The 20,554-nt window shown below is 72.5% G+C and carries 16 protein-coding genes and 1 pseudogene; 10 read left to right on the forward strand and 7 right to left on the reverse strand.

Translation table 11 applies throughout. The features are described 5' to 3' along the window. Window positions 1-196 precede the first annotated feature (196 nt). Window positions 197-1,084, reverse strand: a complete 888-nt coding sequence (locus ACIBM5_RS14900) for an NAD(P)-dependent oxidoreductase (RefSeq protein ID WP_396007218.1) — start codon at window positions 1,082-1,084, stop codon at window positions 197-199. 255 nt (window positions 1,085-1,339) lie between these two features. Between ACIBM5_RS14900 and ACIBM5_RS14905 the strand changes: the two genes are divergently transcribed. Beyond that, on the forward strand, window positions 1,340-1,828 hold the full coding sequence (locus tag ACIBM5_RS14905; RefSeq protein WP_396007219.1) for a hypothetical protein: 489 nt from the start codon (window positions 1,340-1,342) through the stop codon (window positions 1,826-1,828). A 281-nt stretch (window positions 1,829-2,109) separates the two neighbouring features. After that, complete coding sequence (locus tag ACIBM5_RS14910) at window positions 2,110-3,216, forward strand: hypothetical protein (RefSeq protein WP_396007220.1); 1,107 nt, start codon at window positions 2,110-2,112, stop codon at window positions 3,214-3,216. 51 nt (window positions 3,217-3,267) lie between these two features. Here ACIBM5_RS14910 and ACIBM5_RS14915 read toward each other — a convergent pair whose 3' ends face one another. Further along, complete coding sequence (locus tag ACIBM5_RS14915; protein ID WP_396007221.1) at window positions 3,268-4,530, reverse strand: phytanoyl-CoA dioxygenase family protein; 1,263 nt, start codon at window positions 4,528-4,530, stop codon at window positions 3,268-3,270. 112 nt (window positions 4,531-4,642) lie between these two features. Beyond that, window positions 4,643-8,143, reverse strand: coding sequence for an ATP-binding protein (locus ACIBM5_RS14920; protein ID WP_396007222.1), 3,501 nt, complete (start codon window positions 8,141-8,143; stop codon window positions 4,643-4,645). A 334-nt stretch (window positions 8,144-8,477) separates the two neighbouring features. Here ACIBM5_RS14920 and ACIBM5_RS14925 point away from each other — a divergent pair, with 334 nt between their 5' ends. The 3 genes from ACIBM5_RS14925 to ACIBM5_RS14935 all read left to right on the forward strand — a co-directional run bounded on the left by ACIBM5_RS14925 (window position 8,478) and on the right by ACIBM5_RS14935 (window position 10,921). Beyond that, the gene (locus ACIBM5_RS14925; protein ID WP_396007223.1) at window positions 8,478-9,356 is read left to right on the forward strand and encodes an alpha/beta hydrolase fold domain-containing protein; all 879 of its coding nucleotides are present in this window, start codon (window positions 8,478-8,480) and stop codon (window positions 9,354-9,356) included. Window positions 9,357-9,537: 181 nt separating this feature from the next. Further along, window positions 9,538-10,200: a peptidyl-tRNA hydrolase gene (locus ACIBM5_RS14930; RefSeq protein WP_396007224.1), complete on the forward strand. Its 663-nt coding sequence runs from the start codon at window positions 9,538-9,540 to the stop codon at window positions 10,198-10,200. Window positions 10,201-10,540: 340 nt separating this feature from the next. After that, a complete protein-coding gene (locus tag ACIBM5_RS14935) occupies window positions 10,541-10,921 on the forward strand; it encodes an STAS domain-containing protein (protein ID WP_396007225.1) in 381 nt (126 codons plus the stop codon). 42 nt (window positions 10,922-10,963) lie between these two features. Here ACIBM5_RS14935 and ACIBM5_RS14940 read toward each other — a convergent pair whose 3' ends face one another. Beyond that, window positions 10,964-11,959 carry a B12-binding domain-containing protein gene (locus ACIBM5_RS14940; RefSeq protein WP_396007226.1) on the reverse strand — a complete coding sequence of 332 codons (996 nt, stop codon included), beginning with the start codon at window positions 11,957-11,959 and terminating at the stop codon, window positions 10,964-10,966. Then, a complete protein-coding gene (locus tag ACIBM5_RS14945; protein WP_396007227.1) occupies window positions 11,956-13,686 on the reverse strand; it encodes a SpoIIE family protein phosphatase in 1,731 nt (576 codons plus the stop codon). Before ACIBM5_RS14945 ends, ACIBM5_RS14940 begins: the two co-directional genes overlap by 4 nt. Before the next feature lie 281 nt (window positions 13,687-13,967). Here ACIBM5_RS14945 and ACIBM5_RS14950 point away from each other — a divergent pair, with 281 nt between their 5' ends. Then, complete coding sequence (locus tag ACIBM5_RS14950; RefSeq protein WP_396007228.1) at window positions 13,968-14,363, forward strand: STAS domain-containing protein; 396 nt, start codon at window positions 13,968-13,970, stop codon at window positions 14,361-14,363. A gap of 53 nt (window positions 14,364-14,416) precedes the next feature. Here the strand turns inward: ACIBM5_RS14950 and ACIBM5_RS14955 are convergent, their stop codons facing one another. Together ACIBM5_RS14955 and ACIBM5_RS14960 are read right to left on the reverse strand one after the other, a co-directional pair. Then, entirely contained in the window at window positions 14,417-15,604 is a 1,188-nt protein-coding gene (locus tag ACIBM5_RS14955; RefSeq protein ID WP_391587065.1) for a phytanoyl-CoA dioxygenase family protein, read from the reverse strand. 171 nt (window positions 15,605-15,775) lie between these two features. Next, on the reverse strand, window positions 15,776-16,525 hold the full coding sequence (locus tag ACIBM5_RS14960; protein WP_396007229.1) for a FadR/GntR family transcriptional regulator: 750 nt from the start codon (window positions 16,523-16,525) through the stop codon (window positions 15,776-15,778). Window positions 16,526-16,719: 194 nt separating this feature from the next. Between ACIBM5_RS14960 and ACIBM5_RS14965 the strand changes: the two genes are divergently transcribed. The 4 genes and pseudogenes from ACIBM5_RS14965 (at window position 16,720) to ACIBM5_RS14980 (ending at window position 20,542) form a co-directional block, all read left to right on the forward strand. Then, window positions 16,720-17,460, forward strand: coding sequence for a (Fe-S)-binding protein (locus tag ACIBM5_RS14965; RefSeq protein WP_396007230.1), 741 nt, complete (start codon window positions 16,720-16,722; stop codon window positions 17,458-17,460). Beyond that, window positions 17,457-18,920: pseudogene (locus tag ACIBM5_RS14970) on the forward strand (lactate utilization protein B); the annotation flags it as partial. The gene ACIBM5_RS14965 and the pseudogene ACIBM5_RS14970, both read left to right, overlap by 4 nt. A 227-nt stretch (window positions 18,921-19,147) precedes the next feature. Beyond that, entirely contained in the window at window positions 19,148-19,837 is a 690-nt protein-coding gene (locus tag ACIBM5_RS14975) for a lactate utilization protein C (RefSeq protein WP_396007231.1), read from the forward strand. A 30-nt stretch (window positions 19,838-19,867) separates the two neighbouring features. Continuing rightward, on the forward strand, window positions 19,868-20,542 hold the full coding sequence (locus ACIBM5_RS14980) for a hypothetical protein (protein WP_396007232.1): 675 nt from the start codon (window positions 19,868-19,870) through the stop codon (window positions 20,540-20,542). Window positions 20,543-20,554: the final 12 nt, after the last annotated feature.

Consider the following 20,554-nt stretch of genomic DNA (forward strand, 5'->3'; position numbering starts at 1 on the left):
CTATTCAAGGGGCGTGGTGCGTCGGGCGTCGGCCCGGACGTGGTGAAGCCCGATCCCGCCGCGTGGTTCGGAGTGCGGGGGATCGGGCCGGGTGGGGTCGAGCCGGGGTGGGCGGGTCGGGTCGGGATGTGGGGGGTGCGGCTTCGGGTCAGGGACCCGGGCGGGCCCTCGGGCCGGGGCCCGTGCGGGCTGCGGGTCAGGATGCGTCGGCCGGGTGGCGGATGCTCTCGAAGATCCGGGCGAAGCTGTCCTTGCCGTGGCCGGCCGCCACCTGACGGTCGATCAGGGTCTGTACGGCGGCGATCACGTCGGTGCCGACACCCTGTTCTCGGCTCGCCTCGGCGATGGTGTCGAGGGCCGCCTTGTTGAAGTCCAGGCTCTGTACCTCGGCGGCGTAGTCGCCGCTGTCGAAGTACTCCGCGTGCCTGGGCAGGCCCGTGGTCATCGCGCTGATCCAGGGTCCGGCCATGGCCACGAACTCGGCCGTCGGCAACCCCTCGGAGGCCACCATCGCGGCGCCGTGCGCGACGCCGGCGAACATCGCGTACATCGACCCGAGCAGCGCCAGGTCGTACAGCGCGGCGCGCCCCGCGTCGCTGCCGAAGAAGCGCGCGCCGCCGAGCAGTTCGAGCAGCGGGCGATGCGTGTCGAAAGCCGCCGTCGAGCCGCTGTAGAGCAGCGAGGCGACCGGCAGACCGATCATCTGCGGAATGGCCATGATCGCGCCGGCGAGGTACTCGATGCCCTGCTCGGCGGCCCAGGCGGCGGCCTCCCGGGCCTGCTGCGGAGTCATCGTGGTCACGTTGATCACCAGGCGGCCGGCCAGCGAGTCGGCCAGGGGGGTCAGCGTGTCGCGTACCGACGCGTCGTCGAGCAGGCACACCACGATCACGGGCGACGCCTCGACCGCGGCGGTCGCGGTGGGGGCAAGGGCCAGACCCTTGGCGACCAGGGAGTCGGCGCGGCCCGCGGTGCGGTTCCAGACGGTGGTGGGGTGGCCGCCCCGGTGGATCGCGTCGGCGATCGCCCTGCCCATCGCACCGAGGCCGAGGACGCTCACGGGGGTCGGGTGCTGCTCGCTCACGGGGCTTCTCCAAGCGTCGGTGGGGCGGGGGAGGCGGGGCGTCCGCCACCGGCACCATGCTTGATCGACACACTCCCTCCCACAAGTACCTACTAATTTGTCAGGTACTGACATAGAGGTAAGCATCCAGCTCGGCGGCCATATCGACGACCCGGTGGCCGATCGGGGCGTTTAACCGGCCGCCGCGTGGACACTCGTGCCTTTCGTATGCGGGCACCCCTTTTGCCCCGTGGCCCCAGGCGAGGAGCAACGACCATGGCGAGCAAGTACGGCCGTACCGTCGGCGCGCTGTCGATCGCCGCCGTGCTGGCCCTGACCTCGGCGGCGTGCGGCGACGACAACGGCGGCGGCGCCGACGACTCGGCGCCCACCTCGATCGCATCCGCGCTGGAGTCGGCCGGATCGGAGGCGAAGGACGCGTTGTCCTCGGCGAGCGCGGCGGCGGCTTCGAAACTGGCCGAGATCAAGGGCGGCCTCGACGCGACGGCCGACGCCTCGGTCGGCCCGATCCGGACCGAGGGCGATCGCACCACCGCCGAGGTCACCGTCGAGAACAAGACCGCCGAGACCGCCGACTACACCGTCGCGGTCGAGTTCCGCGACGCCGGCGGCAAGCTGCTGGACGCGATCGTGCTGAACATCGACAACGTCGAGGCCGGCAAGCAGGCCAAGGGCACCGCGAAGAGCAACCGAAAGCTGACCGACGTGAACAAGGCCGAAATCGGCCACGCGATCCGCCACTGAGGCGGGTCGGGTCGGGCCGAGCGGGGCGGCTGCCGAGGGGCCGCGCGTCGCGGGTGGGCGGATGCCGGGTCGGCCGCGCGGCGTGGAGCGGCGGTGCGGGGTCGCGCGGCCTGCGCGGGTTCGGTGGTGCCGGCGGGGCCGTGGTTTCGGGGCGGTGGATCGCCTGTCGTGGGGTGGTGTGCGGCGATGATTCGGGGGATCTCCCCACGTCCCCGGAGTCGGGATCCGCATTTCGCCCGGGCGCCTTTCGCCGTCCATCCGCGCCCGGCACAATCGCCGCCATGGCGATCATCGAAACCCGCAAGAGTTCCGCCGGCGCGCGGTTCAAGGCCGCCGTGGGTGGATTTCTCGGCGGGGGCGTGATCGGCATCGCGCTGGCCGGCTTCGTGGTCGGGGGCATTCTCGAACGCCCGCTCGTGGTCGCGATCGGCGTCGGGCTCTTCGTACTCGACGTCGTCGTCGTGGGCGTCGCGGGACGCATCCATCGCGCGCGCAACCCGCGCGGCCCGGTCCTGCCCGCACTGGCCGTGATCGAGAGCCGGCGGGCCATCGGCGGCGAATCCGCCAACGTGCCGGTCGAGTTCGTACTGACCGTCGCGCCGGACGAGCGGGCCGCGTACCGGGTCGAGACCAGCCAGGACATCAACCTGGTGGACATCCCCGACTACCGGCCGCGCGGCGTGATCGTGGTCGAGTACCGCCGCGACGAGCCGTGGGACGTCAAGATCCTCACCTCGCCGCCCGGCGAGTGGGCCCGTCGAGCGGCGACCGAATCGGTGGATTCGGCCCCGGAGTCCGCACTCGTGGCGGGTCCGAAGGAGGGAGGGGCGTTCTGCCTGCTCGCCACCGCGGGTCTGCTGCTCGGCGCCGCGGCCGTGGTCCTGTTCTTCCGCGCGGACCTGTTCGAGCAGGACGACCGCCCCACCACGACGTCCTCCTCGTCCTCGACGACGACCACCGAGAGCCACTCGTCCTCGTTCACCACCTCGACCTCGACGGTCACCGGGACGGCGACCTCGGGATCGATGCTCGACAACGGCGAGATGCGACGCGCCGCCGGTTCCCTGATCACCGGGATGCACACCGGCATCGCCAGTGAATTCAGCATCGACGAACACGTGATGGCGGTCCGCGGCATCCGGGGCACCCCGCCGCAACCCGGTGCGGTGATCGACCTGAACGCCCTGCCCTACGAACGCCTCCCCGCCCTGGTCCGCGAGGCACAGACCAAACTGGGCATCACCGACCCCACCTCGTGGCGGATCACCGTCGACCCCGACGCCGCGACCGGCACGCTCACCATCCGGGTCACCGTCACGGACGCCGCCGGCAAGGCATCCCTCGAAGCCGACGCCCAGGGCAAGGTCACCAAACGCAACCCCCGCTGAGGCCGCCCCGCGCCGCATCCGGGCTCGCCCACCCGCCGCTTCGTGTCCTGCTCACATCCGCGACATGGTGAGCAGATCGCCGTTCCCGTAGCCCGGGATCACCTGCTCGTACGTCTCGTACGGGTTCGTCACGTCGAAGATGCGCGGATTATCGAACTGCACGTACAGCGTGCGGCGGCGGGCCGGCCCGGTCGCCGCGGGTCCCGCGTGCAGGCCGCAGCCCATGTGTACGGTCACATCGCCGGGTTCGGTGGTGATCCCGACCACCGGCAACTCCGCCCACTGGGCCGGCGTATACCGCTCGTGTGCGACCGTGCCCCACGAGCCGGCCAGCGCGTAGAGCTGGGAGCTGTCCTGGCTCACCGCGTCCAGCCGGATGCCCACGTGCACGCGCGGACACGTGATCGGACAACCACCGAGCGCACAGTCCTTGTGCCAGGGCAGGTCCGGGACGGACAGCGGTTCGGGCGTGGTGCCGAACTCCTTGAGCACGGCGATCTGTCCGGAGTCGCGGTCGGTCACCGCGACCACGTCCTGCCCGGCCAGGCCGCACAACATGCGTACGGTCGGGTCGTCGGCCAGCGCGGCGATCCGCGGCGAGCGCATGCCCAGATAGGTCAACCGGTAGGGCGCGCGCAGCCCGCCGGGCCCGTCCGCCCACAACGATCCCCGGTCGCCCTCGCGGCACAGACCCCGGATCCGGTCCACCTCGCCCGCCAACTCCTCGACCCGGTCCGCGTCGAAGACCTGACGCACCACCAGGTAGCCGGTGGCCCGCAGGAAATGCGCCATCTCGTCGGGGTCGTCGTGGGTGGTGAAGTCCCGGTGCAGGTCGATCGGCCGATCCGCGAGGTCGCGCAGATCCAGTGCCTCGGGGTGGTAGATCGGCGTGCCGGAGTACATGCAGCGGATCGCCGGCTCCCATACGTCCCAGTCGTCGAACCCGCCGCGCACGAACCGCACCGCGTGCGACTCGACCAGCCCCCGGCTGGTGCGCAGTTCGTAGAGGTAGTCCTGCCACGCACCGGATTCGAGCTCGACCACCAGTTCGGCGTCCGCGCTCACCCCGGACACGATCCGCACCTCGCCGCGGTCCTCGACATAGCTGTACGCCCGACCGTTGGGCATGCACAGCGCGATCGGGGCCTTCCCGGCCACGTCCCAGGCGACCCGTTCGCCCAGTCCGCCCTCCAGGCGGCGCGGCAACTCCACCCGATGGAACGATTCGAAGCACACCACCGGCCAACCCAACACACTGAACGTGCCACGTTCGGCGTCGTGTGCCACCGCCGATCCGGCGCCCGCAATCCCCATTGCCCCGTCCTCCCCGTTCCGCACCCGATACACCGACCGGGTCGTCACCAACGGTAGGCAAACAGCGTCAGAACAGCGTCAGAGCAGCGCGAAAGCACAAGGTGACAGCCAGTCAGCGGAGCGAGGAGACGCCGGTGTCCAGCGGTTCGCCGAGCAGACGCACAGCGTCCCCGAGCGTGCGCTCGGCGTGTCCGGGCAACCCCAGCTCGACGCACCGGGCGTACGCGGCCTCGAACTGCGCGCGTGCCGCGGCCCCGTCGCCGACGAGCGCGGCCAACCCGCCGAGCACCCGGCGCACCGGGCCGAGCGAGGAGCCGGTCCAGTCCAGGTGCTCAGCGTACGGGGTCAGCGCCTCGCTCACGAGCAGACCGCGTTCCACATCGCCCAGTTCGATCGCGACCTCGCCGAGCCGCATCAGCGAACCGGTCCACAACAGGTCCATCGGGATGCCCGCGAAGCCCGGCACGCACAACGTGTGGAACTCCTCGCGCGCCGCCTTGGGATCCGTCGACGCGGACGCCGCCCAGCACGCCTGGATCCGCCACCAGGACACGTCCCGCGACCAGTCCGCGGCCACCGCGGCCCGGCGCGCCATCATGCCCAACCGGCCCTGCTCCCAGCGCACCGCCAGGATCTGCGCGAGGTTGAACGAGCGCACCGCCTCGCGCGGCAGCCCCGATCGGCGGGCCAACCGCAGCGCGTCGGCCAGGACGTCGGCCGCCCGTGCGGTCCGCCCGCGCAGCAGTTCCAGCCCGCAGCGGTAGATCAACACCTCCCAGGTGAACCAGGGATGCCGCAGCCGCCGGGCCACCCGCTGCGCCTGCGCGTACTCGCGCTCGGCGGCCGGGATCGCGCCGCGCACCACCAGGTCGTAGGCCTGGTTCAAGTGGCTGCGGAACAACGATTCCTGATCACCGGTCAGCCCGGAGAGCACGGTCAACTCGCCGCTCATCCGCAACCGTTCGTCGACCAGATCCGGGCCGGACGCGGCCAGGTGGTGCGCCTCCAGGCCCTGTGCCAGGGCATCGTGCGAGCCCGATTCGCGGGCGGTGTCCAGCGCTTCGTAGAGCATGGTCAGCCGTGCCTCGCGGTCGTGCCCGAAGGTGAGCGCCACCGCGAGCGCGGCCAGCAGCAGCGAACGCAGGGCGACGTCGGCCGGCAGGCCGGACGCGATCGGCAGCGCCGCCAGCGCCTCGCGCAGCAGCGCGACCAACTCCAGGTCCACGCCCACCTGGTAGACCTGCCCCAGGCGCACCATGGCGAGCGCGACCCGGCCCAGCCGGCGCGGGTCGGACAACGCCCGGGCCTCCTCGGCGGCCCGGCGCAGCACCTCCCGGCAGCGCCGATCGCCGCACCGGTCCAGCGCGGCGCCGCGCGAGAGCAGCAGGTCGCAGCGGGTCTCCGGGGCCGGATCGCTCACCATCGGCAGCACTTCCAGGGCCTGCCGGTAGTGTTCGGCGGCCACCTCGAACGCGCCGCCGTCGCGCGCCTCGTCGCCCGCCCGCCAGGCGTAGTCCAGGGCGCGCCGGGCCTCGCCGAACCGGCAGGCCAGCCGGAAGTGGTGGGCCAGTTCGGGCAGGTGCGCGTCCCGGTCGCCGCGTGCCTCCAGGGCCAGGCCGACCTTGCGGTGCAGTTGCAGCCGGCGGGCGGTGGGCAACTCCTGGTAGAGCGTGGAGCGGACCAGGGCGTGGACGAAGGTGAAGCGGCCCGGGCGATCGGTCTCCTCGGCCCGCACCACGTGTGCGCGCTCGGCGTCGTCGAGGGCGTCCACGACGGTGTCGAAGCCGCCCGGATGCACCGCGGCGACCAGGTCGATGTCGAACGCCGGGCCGACCACGGCGGCCACCGTGAGCGCCTCCAGGGTGGACTGCGGCAGGCCCAGAAGCCGCTGGCGGAGCACGTTGCGTACCCGGCGCGGGACGTCCGCGGGCACGCTCTTGCCCAGCGCCGACCAGTCGCTGACGTCCGCCCACTGGCGCAGCAGTTCGGTCGCCAGCAGCGGGTTGCCGTCGCTGAGTTCGCGCAGGACGTGCGCCCGGACGCCCTCCGCGCGCGGCGGCAGCGGGCCGGCCAGCACGTGCGCGAGTTCGACCAGGGCCGCCACGTCCAGGCCGCCGAGCGGCACGTGCAGCGGATGCAGGTCGCGGTAGAGGTCGGCGATCAGCCTGGTCATCGGATGGACCGGGCCGAGCCCGGTGTCGCGGTAGGCGAGCACCAGCACCGCGCGGGTGCCGACCAGGGCCCGGGCCACATGGCGCAGCATCAGCATGGTCGAGGTCGAGGACCAGTGCACGTCGTCGAGCAGCAGGACCAGGTCGCCCCGGCCGGCCGCGTGCCGGAACACCCCGGCCACCGCCTCGAACAGCCGATAGCGCTCGGTGTTCGAGTCGGGTGGGCCCTGAGGCTGGGTCAGGCCGGCCGGCGCCAGGGGCAGTTCGGGCAGCAGCCGGTGCAACTCCCCGCCCAGGTCGCCGACCCGCTCGCGCAACTCGTCGGCCGCGACGTCGGCGAGATGCGCGCGCAGCATCGTCACGAAGGGCTGGAACGGCGCCGCCACGCCCTCGTCGCTGCGGCCGGTCAGCACCAGTGCGTCGCGGCCGGCGCGGGTGGCGAATTCGCTCAGCAGGAAGGACTTGCCGATGCCGGCGTCGCCGCTGACCAGCACCACGCGCGAACCGACGTCGGCCCCGGTGGATTCCTCCAGCAGGCGCAGTTCGGCGGAGCGACCCACGATCGGCCCCGGGGCGCCGTGCGGGAACACGTCGTGCGCCGAGCGGGTGGGCGCCGGGGCGGGCGGGGCGTCCCCACCGGGTGTGGGCGAGGCGAACCGCGCGGCGGGTGCGGGCACCGGCAGCGGTTGCGGCGTGGCGTCGCCGAGCAGGCGCAGGAAGGCCGACTCGGTCTCCGGGGACGGTCCCACACCCAACTCGGTCGCCAACAGGCGCCGACATCGCTCGTACGCGCGCAGCGCCGCCGCCCGGTCGCCGCCGGCCGCGTGTGCGGTCATCAGCAGGCGGTGGCTGCTCTCCCGGAACGGATCCAGATCGACGAGTTGGCCCGCGCGGGTCACCGCCGCGTCGGCCCGACCCAGGTGCAATTCGGTGGTCACCGACACGGCGAGCGCGCGCAGCCGGGCCGAGCGCCAGCGGGTGCGCCGCTCGTTGACCCAGTCGCCGTCCTGACCGGGCAGAAACGGCAGGGCGAGGATCTCGTGCGCGTCGTGGGCCCGGGAACGGGCCTGGGCGAAGGCGCCGTGCACCGCGAGTGCCTCGGCCTCGATCAGCGCGCTCTCGGCCGCCTCCACGTCGACCTCGGTGCCCTCGGGCAGGGACAACACGTAGCAGCCGGCCCGGTGGCGCAGCACCGACGAGGCGTCGTATCCGGCCTGGCCCAGGAAGCCGCGCACCCGGCTGAGCACGCCGCGCAGCGCGCCCTCCCAGGACTTGGGCGCCTGCTCGGGCCACAGCAGGGCGGCCAGTTCCTCGCGCGGCACCGGATGCCGGCGCCCCAGCGCCAGCGCGGCGAAGACGAGTTGGGCCTGCGGGCCGCCCAGGAGATCCTCCGCGGCGCGCCCCGCGGGGCCGTCCACGCAGACATGGCCGAGAACACGCACCCGGACCACCATGTGACGGACCCCCCTCCTGCTGTCGTCTTCGCGACAACCGATTCCCCGGCGCCGGTCCGGGAGCGGTTCGAAGGACCCCGCGCGCCACATGGTACGAACCGAACGGTGCACCCGGCGGCCAATTGCGCCGGCCCCATGTCACAACCCGGCCAATCACTTGATCCGTACTCGGGTTTCCCCGAGGCTGTCGGCCGCACGGCACCGTCGGGTACGGACCCGGACAGTCGGTCCGTTGCCGGGCGTGCGGGATCCGGTATCGGGGCAGCCGTCGGGTGGGCATCGGGTGTGTGGACACTCGGGTTTCGGTTGGGGAGGGGCACGGATGAGCCTGGATGGTTGGAATCTGCCGCCGGTACGCGAAGGGCGGCCGGCGTCGGACGAACTGGACGCGCGGCGGCGTGGCACCGCGGCGTATCGGCAGGAGCCGGAAGCCGGCGTGACGGTGCGTCAGGAGTTGGTGGGCGGCGTGCCGTGCACGTTCCTGGAGGTGCCGGACCCGGCGCTGACGCTGCTCTACTTCCATGGCGGCGGCTACCGGATGGGCGATGCCACGGGCTGGTTGGGCATCGGTTCGCGGCTCGCGCTGGCCGCGCGGGCCCGGGTGGTACTGGTCGAATACCGCCTCGCGCCGGAGGCGCCGTATCCGGCCGCGCTGCACGACGTGGCGAACGTGTACGACACGATCGTGGACACGGGCGGCGACACGCATCCGGCTCCGTTCGTGGGCGGCGACTCGGCGGGCGGCGGGCTGGCGGCGGCGCTGGCCATCGCGGCCCGGGGCGCCCGGGTGCCGGTGCCGTCCGGCATGGTGCTGCTGTCGCCGTGGCTGGACCTGACCGTGACCAAGCCCACGTACGACTCGAACGCGGACACCGACCAACTGATCTCGAAGAAGTCGCTGCGCGAGGCCGCCGAGATCTACCTGCAACTGCACGATCCGGGCGATCCGTTGGCATCCCCGCTGTTCGCCGACCTGTCCGGCCTGCCGCCGGTCCTGCTCCTGGCCTCCTGCCACGAGGCCCTGCTCGGCGACAGCACCGCGTTCGCCGCCCGGGCCGCCACGGCGGGTGTCGCGGTCCAGGCCCATCTGGTCCCCGACGTGCCGCACGCCTGGCCCGCGATCGACCCGACCATGCCCGAATCCCAGGAAGCCATCGGCACCATCGCCCGCTTCCTGACCACAAGGGCCATGGAAGCCTAGAAGCCGCCGAGGGCCTCGGGGCGCCGACAGCCAACCCCGAGGCCCTCCCCAACCTCCGCACGCAAGGCAACGGGTGGGTGGGCGGGTAAAAAATTCCTTACCGAACCGCAACGGCGACCGCGGCACGAGACCGAGGACTCCCAACGGGGCCACGCGGCCACGAGCAAGGCATGATCGACCCGTGAGCACCATCGAATACGTCCTTCCCCTCGTGGCGCACATCGAGAAGGACGACCCGCCGGCCCGAACAGACGCCCTGGAGGCCGCCGCACGCGCGGTCCTGGTCCTGTTGGCCGACCCCAGGTCCACCGACCCCGACGGCGAATGGCACGACGTGGTCGAGGCCTGGCAGGGCCACCGCATCCGCAAGGTGGTCCGGCGCGCCCGCGGCGGCGAGTGGCGGCGGGCGAACACGCTGCCGGGCATCACGGTGGCCCACCGTACGGCGGAGGTTCGGGTGTACCCGCCGATCCCGCTCGACGGATGGCCCAAGGATCTGGCCAAACTGCAGGTCTCGGGCACCGACCTGGACGAACCGGTGGCGCCGCCCGCCGCCGCGCCCGGGCAGCCGGTGTTGTGGTTGAACCCGACGCTGGAGATGACCGCCGGCAAGGCCATGGCGCAGGTGGGGCACGGCAGTCACCTCGCGTGGCTGGGCATGGGCCCGGCCGGGCGCAAGGAATGGGCGGAGCGTGACTTCGATCTCGCGGTCCGGGTCGCCGAACCGGCCGCGTGGCCGGCGTTGACGACGAGCGGTCGGCCGGTCGTGCGCGACGCGGGTTTCACCGAGATCGCGCCGGGTTCGTGCACGGTGGTCGCGGACGTGCCGTGGACGACCCGCTGAGCAGCGCTTTCCCGATCCGGTCGCACACTTTTCCGGCGCGTCGAGCGATGTGACGTTGCGTCATCGAGTGGGTCGGCAAAGTGGAAGACGCCGCTCCGGAGCGGCTTCCGGCGATCCGTGTACGCTGCAACCGAGACCCGTACGTGACCGGATCGTCACTGCCCCGGCTCCCGGGGCCCACTACGGTAGGTCACAGGCCGGGCCGACCACCCGGCTCCCGAGCCACGTGTCCAGGCCCTCCCCGGATCCGTCGGCGCATCCGATGGGGGACGGGTCGCCGATCGTTGCGGGCATCCTGTGTCGCGGCTCAGGACACCATGGGCGAGGGGAATGCCGGCGCGTGACTCTTCAGGTGATCAAGGACGATCTCCAGGGCTGGACCGTGCTGCACGTGCTCGGGGAGGTCGACTACGCGGTCGTCCCCGAACTGCGCGAGCACGTCAGACGCGCGGTCGCCGACGGCGACCACCGGATCGTCCTCGAACTCACCGGGGTGGAATTCCTCGACTCCACCGGCATCGGCACCCTGGTCGCCGCGCGTCGCCTGCTCCGCTCCACCGGCGGCACCCTGCGACTGGTCATGCCCAGCAACAACGACCACCACGTCAACCGCGTCTTCACCGCCCTCGGCCTGCGCCGCCTCTTCGACGTCCACCCGGACCTGGACGAGGCCCTGTGCGAGGACACCCCCACGGACGAGGACCTGAGCGCCGCGGGCTGACCCGCCGGGGCCGTGCCGCCGGCCGGGCCCCCGCCCTCGCTCCTACAACACCGCCCCCGCCGCCGTCAGGGTGCTGCCCGCTCGCGGCATGTGGGCCAGCTGCGCGGCGAAGGCGCGGTAGGCCGCGGCGAGAGCCTCCCGCTTGACGTCGCGGTGCTCCAGGACGTCGGCGAACCAGCGGGTGAAGTCGACGAAGAGCACGTGGTCGTCGAGGAAGAGCGAGACCGCGAGCGCGTCGACGGCGCTCACCAGGCCGTCCCGCATCGTGCTGTCCGAGCGTTGACCCTCGATCGGGACCAGGGCCGCCATGCCCGCCGCGACCAGCGGGGTGCGCAGCAGGCCGACACTGTCGTGGGCGGCGTCCGGGAGGTGGCGCAGCCGCGGGGCCGGGGTGGTGATCGTGGGCCAGTCCGGGCTCGCCAGCATGTCGGCGGCCTGCCGGGCGTCCTGTGCCCAGCCGTTCGCGCCGACCAGGCCCGCCCACCGGCCGTCCGGACCGAAGCCGGGGCCGCCGACCAGGACCGGTACGCCGACCCGCCGGGCCACCTCGACCATCGCCCGCGCGCCCGGCAGCGCGGTGGAGACCATACAGCCGATCGCCACCGAATCCGCTCCCGCATCGGGCAGTACGCGGGCCAGTTCGCCCGCGCCGGTGCCCGGCGGCAGGACCATCGCCTCGATGCCGCGCACCCGCAACAGCGCGGCCAGGATCGTGGACGCCAGCCCGTGCCAGTCGCCCTGCGCGCAACACACCACGACCCGGGCCGCGGAGCGTGGCCGCGGCGTCGCGTCCGCGATCAGGTGCACCACCCGACCGGTGATGTGCGAGGCGCCGTGTTCGCGCGCCACGCTCCAGTCGCCGTTCGCCCAGCGCTCGCCCACCGTGCGCAGCGCCGGGATCACCAGGTCGGTCAACACCCGTTCGCCGGGGACCCCGCTGCCGAGCAGGTTGCGGACCAGGGTCAGTGCCTCGACCTCGTCCGCCCGTCCGATGTGCGCGAGGAACAGGTCGAGTTCGTCGGAGATCACGTGCGTCATGCGCCGTCCGGATGTTCGTCGGGAACCGGGCAGCCGAGCTCCGCCGGATTCGGCAGCGCCTCGTCGTCGTCCCGGTAGGGGATGTGAACGGCCAGCAGGACCACGTCGTCCACGACCGGGGCGTCGCCCAGGTGCACCATCAGCCGCTGTTCCAGGCGTTCCACGAGCGCGTCCACCGGCATGCCCGCGCAGGACGCCAGGTCGTGCCGCAGCGTCTGCACGCCGTACGCCTCGCCGTCCGCGTCGCGCGCCTCGGTGACCCCGTCGCTGTACAGCAGCAGCGTCGAGCCCGGTGCCAGCGGTAACTCCCGCTCGCCGAACACGGTGCCCGGGATGCCCGCCACGAGCGGATCGGTGAACGCCATCGCCCGCACCCGACCCGCCGGATCCATCCACAGCGGCGGCGGATGCCCGGCGCAGGTCAGCCGGATCAGCGCCGAGCCGTCCGGGTGCACCGAGCAGTCGCCGGTGATCGCGGTGAGCACGAGGGAGGGGTCGCCGAGGGTCAACTCGGCGTCCAGGAGCGCCATGCGGTGCGCGGGCGCGCAGCCGGCGCTCGCCGCGGTGCGCAGGATCAGCAGCGACCGCGAGCTGAACATGCCCACCGGCGTGCCGCGTCCGCACACGTCGCCGATCGAGAACGCCCAGGTGCCGTCGACCGGGGTCGGGTGCACGGCGTAGAAGTCGCCGCCCAGGCCGTCGGTCAGCGCGACGGGTCGATAGCGGGCGGCGATCCGGGCACCGGGCACCTCCGGCAGTGGGCCGGGTACGAGCGCCTGGGCCAACAGCATGGTGCGCCGGTCCTGTTCGACGTACAACCGCGACGTGCGCAGCGCGACACCCACCCGTTCGGCGTAGTCGAGGGCGAGCGTGATCTCCTCCTCGGTGAACGGGTCCGAGGTCGCCGAGCGCACGAACGTCAGTACGGAGGGCGCGTCGTCGTCGGTGTGCACCGGGACCACCAGCGCGCAGCGGGCGTCCACCGCGACCAGATCGGCGACCGCCTCGTCCGGTACCAGTCGGGCGAGCAACGCCCGGTCCATCAGCGGGTGCAGCTCCTGCCGCCGGGTGCGGAGCACCCGGCCGACCCCCGCCGGGGCGGTCCACGCGGCACCCAGACCACTGGTCACCCGGGCGATCGGGCTGCCGGTGGCGGGTGCGTACGTGGTGCGCAGCCGGCCGTCCTCCATGCTCGGCACGGACAGCGCGACCCAGTCGGCCAGTTCGCGGGCCGGCAGCGTGGTCACCAGATCGGTGAGCCGGCGCGGATGGGTGGTCGCGGACAACATGCGGCCCGCCTCGGCGAGGAAGACCTTGCGCCGGCGCTCGGCCAACAGCGCGTCCTCGCGCCGCCGTTCGGCGGTGGTGTCCAGTACGTACCAGACGTAGTGACCGTCGGCCAGCACCGCCCGCCGACCGCGCACGCGCCGGTCGAAGATCTCGCCCTGCCACGTGGTGCCGGTCGCGGGCAACAACGGAAGGGCCGTGCCCACGGCGCAATCCGGCAACAGTCGCCCCGCCGCGGCGTTGAGGTAGCACACGGTGCCCTCGGGCGTGAAGACGATCACGCCGGTGTCGCTCTGATCGAGCACGTCGCCGAGCGACCACGAGGGCGGCGCGGGCTCGTCCGGGACGCGTGGCGGCTTGAAGCCGTTGGTCCGCCGCTCGGCGGCCGGCTCCCGCGTGTCGCCGCCGCGCTCGTCCCCGGAGGGGCGTTGTCCGGTCATGGCTGGGGAATCCCTTGCGTCCGTGCGCTTCGAGCCGGCTCGCGCCGGCGCTCGCGCAACCTTCACCGTACGACCGGAAACGTCGTGCGGGTGTGGGTTTCGCCGGAATCACACCTATAGGGGAAGACGGTCCACGAGGGGCCGATGCGGCGAGTAGGGTGCCGATGCGGTCCTGTCGTTTCCGGGAGGGATGCGGAGATTCCTCCCGAGACGTGCGAACCGTACCGAGCGGTCGCGCGGTACGCGACCGAACCGACACTTGATCAGGTGGAGTGCTCCCCATGAGCCTTGACGATCTCCCACCGGACGACGTCGATCACACATCGTTCTCGGCCAGGCCGTGCATCGTGCACACCACGATGGAAGCCGACCTCGGCGGCACGGTGTCCGTGCGGGGCGACATGGACATGACGGCCGCGCCGGTGTTCCGGCAGGCGGTGGACCGGCTCGTCGACGAGGGCGCGCGCAGTCTGCGGATCGACCTGTCGGGCGTGCCCTTCATCGACTCGTCCGGCCTGGGCAGCCTGGTCTACGGCTACCGCCGTTTGCGCGACCGCGACGGCGACGTCGTGGTGTGCGGCGTCCGCCCGCAGCCCGCGCGGGTGCTGCGGATCACCCATTTGGACCGCATCCTCAGTGTGGAATGCGCAGCCGTCCCCGCCGCACCGCACCGCTGAGCCGAACCCGGCCGCGGATCCGGCCGCGGCCGCGCCACGACCGACCGCGGGGCTCAACGCCCCAGCCCGGCCTCCAATTCGCCCGCACTGCGACTGCGGATCAGGTCGTTGACCGCCTCGCCCGGACCGACGTGCTCGAACAGGGTCGGCGGATGGAAGGTGACGTACATCGTGCGTCGTCCGCCCACCCCCATCGGTGCGGGGGAGGCGTGCAGCACGTCGGTCATGTGCACCGTCACGTCGCCCGGATCGGTGGGCACCGTCAGGTGCGGCAACTCGGCGAGTTCGGCGGCGCTCGGTTGCGGACAGGTGCGGCCCTGTGAGCCCGGGATCGCCTCCAGGTAGCCGTTCTCGGCGGAGGAGCCGGTCAGTTGGATGCCGATGGCCACCGACGGGCACATGATGTGATGGCCGCCGAGACCGCAGTCGGTGTGCCACGGGATGTTGGCCAGACCCTTGAGCCGACCGGGCGGCTTGAGCAGGACCGAGATCCCCTCCATCCGGTCCGTGGACGCCGCGAGGTCCTCGTGCACCAGCGTGGCCAGCCGGACCAGACGCGGATCCTGGGCCAGCGCGCCGATCGGCGCCGAGCGCTCGCTCGCGTAGACGATCCGGCACAACACCTGTTCGCCGCTCTCACGCTCCGCCCACCAGGACCGGTCGTCGTCCGGTCGGGCCTCGGCGGCGAGCCGATCCACCTCGGCCTCGAACACGGCGATCTCGGCGGGAGAGAACACCCCGCGCACCCGCATCACCCCGGTCGCCTCGAAGTGGTCGGCGAGTTCGCGATCCGAGTGATCGAGCGTCAGTTCGGCAGCGGGGTCCACGGGTCGACCGTGCCGATCGAAGACCTCCCTGCCGTGCGGAAGGTAGATCTCGATGCCCTGATAGAGCGCGCGCAGCACCGGCTCCCAGCGGAACAGCTCGTGCACACTCCCGCGTTCGGTGTGCACGTCGCCCGCGATGGCGAGCGCCGCCGCGGTGCGCAGCAGGGTGACCAGGTCGGTCCACGCGTCGGGGGACAACCGCACCACACATGTGGCGTCCGGGTCGATCCCCTCCACGATCCGCAGCCGTGCGCCGTGCGCGCGGTACGTCCACGCGCCCTCGCCGATCCGCATGCCGAGCGGATCGAGCCCGCGCAGTCCCGCCTCGGCCCGTTTGCCGGGCTCCCCGATGAGCAATCCCGGGACGATGTCCCGATGGTACGTCTCCGCGTCGATCCGGTCGTGCCCGAGCATCCTCGCGACCTCCTGCGCTGTACGTTGCCGCGCAGTATGCCGGGCGAACGCGGTGGGTTACCAGACCGTTCCAAGCTTTCCCCGGGACCGGACCACAGGACGGGCGTTTCCCGCCCGCCCCACCCACTCCCAAAACGGATCGCCTTACCCCACAAGGCACATGACGCCCCGTCAGTCCGAATCCCGGTGCTCCGACCGGTCCGCGCGAATCCGCGCCACCCGGGGATACGCGCGGCGCAGGTGGGCGGCCAGCGCCGCGGCGGCCGCATGCGGGTCGTGGGCCTCGATCGCGGCCAGGATCGCCCGGTGATCCGCACGCAACGCGCCGGTGTCCGGGCCCAGTTCGGCCACCGCGCGCTGCTGGTGCCGACGTACCGTGTCGCGCAGTGCGCGCATGAACGTGGCGACCAGCGCATTGCCGGACAACTCCGCGATCGCGGTGTGGAATTCGGTGTCCTGCTCGTTGAACCGTTCCGCCGACACATCCGGCGCGTCCATCGCGGCCACGATCGCGCGCAGCCGGTCGAGGTCGGCCTCGCTCGCGTGCCGTGCGGCGGCCTCGACGGCCCAGGACTCGATCAACAGCCGGGCCTCCACGACGTCGTCCACCGCGAAGTTGGCCAGGCCCAGGTGCAGGCCCAGCACGCCGGTCAGCGCCGGGCCCGCCGATCCGGCCAGGATCGCGCCCGCCTCGGGGCCGCTGCCGGTGTTGGCGACCAGGACGCCCATGGCCTCCAGGACGCGCATCGCCTCGCGGACCGACGGGCGGCCGACCCCGAGTGCGGCGGCCAGCGCCCGCTCGCCCGGGAGCTTGTCGCCCGCGCGCAGCCGGCCGGTCGAGATCTGCTCCTCGATCTGCGCGACGACTTCCTCGAACGCGCGCACGCGCTTGACCGGGCGCCAGTCCGGGCCGTCGTTCACAGGGGCTCCTCGGGAGCGATTCCGGGTGCGGGCCGGGGCCCGCGTCTTGTGGCACAGCATGACATGCCCTTACCGTGTGCACACCACACTGTGGTCCGACCACACGTTTCCCGACTTCGAGCCCAGGACCGAAGCCCCAAAGCCGGGCCCCGGGCTCCCGATCCGCACCCACCCACCACGAGGAGGCCGCCCGCATGCGCGTCGGGCTGTTCATCACCTGCGTGAACGACACCCTCTACCCCCGCACGGGGCAGGCCGTCGTCCGCCTCCTGGAGCGACTGGGCTGCGAGGTCGACTTCCCACTCGCCCAGACCTGCTGCGGACAGATGCACTGGAACACCGGCTACGGCCCGCGGATCGAGCCGATGGTCCGCCGGTTCGCGGACACCTTCGCCGGCTACGACGCGGTGGTCACCCCGTCCGGGTCGTGCGGCGCGATGATCCGGGACAACCACCCGCGTGCCGCCGCCCGAGCCCAGGACCCCACCCTCGCCGCCGACGTCGCGGCGGTGGTCCCGAAGGTGTACGACCTCACCGAGTTCATCGTCGACGTGCTCGGCGTCACCGACGTCGGCGCCTACTTCCCGCACCGGGTCGCCTATCACCCCACCTGCCACTCGCGCCGCCTGATGAAGCTCGGCGACCGGCCGAGCGCGCTGCTGCGCGAGGTGCGCGGCCTGGAACTGCTCGACCTGCCCGGCGAGGAGGAGTGCTGCGGCTTCGGCGGCACCTTCGCGGTCAAGAACCCGGACGTGTCCACCGCGATGGGCGCCGACAAGGTCCGGCACGCGGCCGGCACCGGAGCCGAGGTGCTGTGCGCGGCGGACAACTCGTGCCTGATGCACATCGGCGGCCTGATGGACCGTCAACGCACCGGGATGCGCGTCCTGCACCTCGCGGAGATCCTCGCCTCCACCGAGAAGGAGCCGGCATGAGCAAGGCCGTCCCGCCGACGGGCGCCACCTTCGTCGGCATGCCCCCGTTCCCGCAGGCGGCCCGGGCCGCGGTCGGCGACGCCCAACTGCGGCACAACCTGCGCAAGGCCACCCACACCATCCGGGACAAGCGGGCCCTGGTGGTCGACGAACTCGCCGACTGGGCCGAACTGCGCGCGGCCGGCGCGGCGATCAAGGACCGCACGCTGCGCCGCCTCGACGAACACCTGCTCGCGGTCGAGGCCGCGGTCACCGCCGCCGGCGGCACCGTGCACTGGGCCGCCGACGCGGCCGAGGCGAACCGGATCGTCGCCGACCTGGTCCGGGCCACCGGCGAGACCGAGGTGGTCAAGGTCAAGTCGATGGTCACCCAGGAGATCGGGCTCAACGAGGCGCTCGCCGCCGAGGGCATCCGGGCCTACGAGACCGATCTGGCCGAGTTGATCGTGCAGTTGGGCGAGGACCTGCCGTCGCACATCCTGGTCCCCGCGATCCATCGCAATCGGGCCGAGATCCGGGAGATCTTCGTCCGCGAGATGGGCGAATGGGGCGTGCCGGCACCGGCAGGCCTGACCGACGACCCGGCCGCGCTGGCCGAGGCCGCGCGCCGGCACCTGCGCGAGCGCTTCCTGTCCGCGAAGGTCGCGGTCTCCGGAGCCAACTTCGTGGTCGCCGAGACCGGCACGCTCGTGGTGGTCGAATCGGAGGGCAACGGGCGGATGTGTCTGACCCTCCCGGACACGCTGATCTCGGTGGTCGGGATCGAGAAGGTGGTGCCGACCTGGGCCGACCTGGAGGTGTTCCTGCAACTGCTGCCCAGGAGTTCGACCGGCGAGCGGATGAACCCCTACACCTCGATGTGGACGGGGGTCACGCCCGGCGACGGCCCACAGGACTTCCACCTGGTGCTGCTCGACAACGGCCGGACCGACGTGCTGGCGGATCGAACCGGCCGGCAGGCGCTGCGCTGCATTCGCTGCTCGGCCTGCCTGAACGTGTGTCCGGTGTACGAGCGCACCGGCGGCCACGCGTACGGGTCGGTGTATCCCGGGCCGATCGGCGCGATCCTGGTGCCGCAATTGGGCGGCATCGCGACCGGGAAGGTGGACGCGCAGACCGCGTCGCTGCCGTACGCGTCCTCGCTGTGCGGCGCGTGCTACGAGGTGTGCCCGGTCGCGATCGACATCCCCGAGGTGCTGGTGCATCTGCGCGAAAAGGTGGTCGAGGGTGGCGGTCATCGGGCCGAGAAGGCGGCGATGCGGGCGGCCGAGTGGGTGCTCGACGACCCGGGGCGACTGCGCCGGGTACAGCGGGTCGCGGCCCGCTCGCGCAAGCTGATCCCCGAGCGGGCACCCGGCCCGGGCGCGGCCTGGACGGACAGCCGGTCGATCCCGGCGGTGCCGGCGGAATCGTTCCGGGACTGGTGGGTGCGGGAGCGGAGCGGACCCGCGGACGCGTCGCAGGCGGGCGTACACCGGGCGGGTCCGGCGCCGGCGGCCTCGGTCGGCCGGTCGGAGGTCGGCCAGCCGGAGGGGATCGGGGCAGACGGGATCACGGACGGCATCGAGGCGAACGGGATCGAGGCGAACGGGATCGAGGCGAACGGGATCGAGGCGAACGGCATCGAGATCGAGGCCGCCCGGGTCCGGGACGGCGGCAGCGCCGACGAGATCGAGGGGGACGGGCGATGAGTTCGCGCGACGTGATCCTGAACCGGGTGCGGCGGGCGCTGGTGGACGTGCCGCGGGACGAGGTGTTCCCGGTCCCGCGCGACTACGCGCGGGCGCACGTGGTCGAGGGCGTGCTCGAACTGTTCGCCGAACATCTGCGCGACTACCGGGCGGTCGTCCACGAGGTCGCCGAGAGCGGGCTCGCGGACGCGGTCGCCGAGGCGGTTGAACGGCGCGGGGCGCGACGGGTGGTGACACCGGCCGGGCTGCCGGCGGCATGGACGGCGGGGCTCGCGGCGGGGGTGTGTGTACCGGACGGCTGGACGTATGGATCGATCGTTGATTTGTCTGATGATCCTATTAATAACAGGCCTGAGCGCCCTCTCCCACATCTCACGACCGCCGACCTGGATGCCGCGGACGGCGTGCTCACCGGCTCCGCCGTGGCCATCGCCGAAACCGGCACGATCGTGCTCGACGCGGGACCGGGACAGGGTCGCCGGGCATTGACCCTGGTGCCGGACTGGCACCTGTGCGTGGTCCGGGCCCGGGACGTGGTTGCGTCCGTGCCGCAAGCGCTGGAGCGGCTGGCCCCCGGCCGGCCGCTGACCTGGATCTCCGGTCCGTCCGCGACCAGCGACATCGAGCTGAACCGGGTCGAGGGGGTGCACGGGCCGCGCACCCTCGAAGTCCTGATCGTGCGGTGATGTCCCGCCGATCATTTACAGTCCATAGGCGTGGCACCTGATACGAAGGCACTCGTCCGCTCGACCAAGAACCTGATGGAGATGGTCGACCTCCTGGGCAACACCAGCCCACCCGAGGCATACGACGCGATCGCCGAACAACTGGCGAACACGCGCCGACTCCTCGGCCAGTTGGCCGCGCCCGCGCCGACCACGCTGTGCAACGAGCACCCGTACGGCCCGGTCGACGAGGACGCCCGGGACAAGTGCCTGTTCTGTGAGAACCGGCGGCGGCGCGGTCGGGCCCGGGACGCGGCGGACGCGCGTCCGCGCTCGGCGCCGTGCCCCAGACACCCCGAGCGCGGTCTGCTCGCGCTCGGCGAGGTGTGCCCGCTGTGCGGGACGCCGGAGGGCGTGCCGAGCCCGCGCCAGGGCGTGCCGAGCGTGCGCGATCCGCGGCCTGCCCCGCTGTCCGGCGCCCGGGGCGTGGACATGCGGCTGACCGTGCTCACCCAGCAGCTCGCCCACCTGGCGGGCGAGGCCGGCCGGGACGCCCGCGGCGAGGCGCTGCTCGCGGCGGCGGTCGACGTGCTCAAGGGCGCCCAGGGCCTGATCCAGGCGGCCAACGCGTTCACCGACGGACGCGGCGACGAGGCGTACAACACCGCGACCCGGGCTGCTCGGGGGCTGCGGGCGACGGCGGCCGAGGTGCTCGAGGACCTGTAGCCGGTCGGGCTG

The sequence above is a fragment of the Embleya sp. NPDC050493 genome, from assembly GCF_044458105.1.
Lineage (GTDB): Bacteria > Actinomycetota > Actinomycetes > Streptomycetales > Streptomycetaceae > Embleya.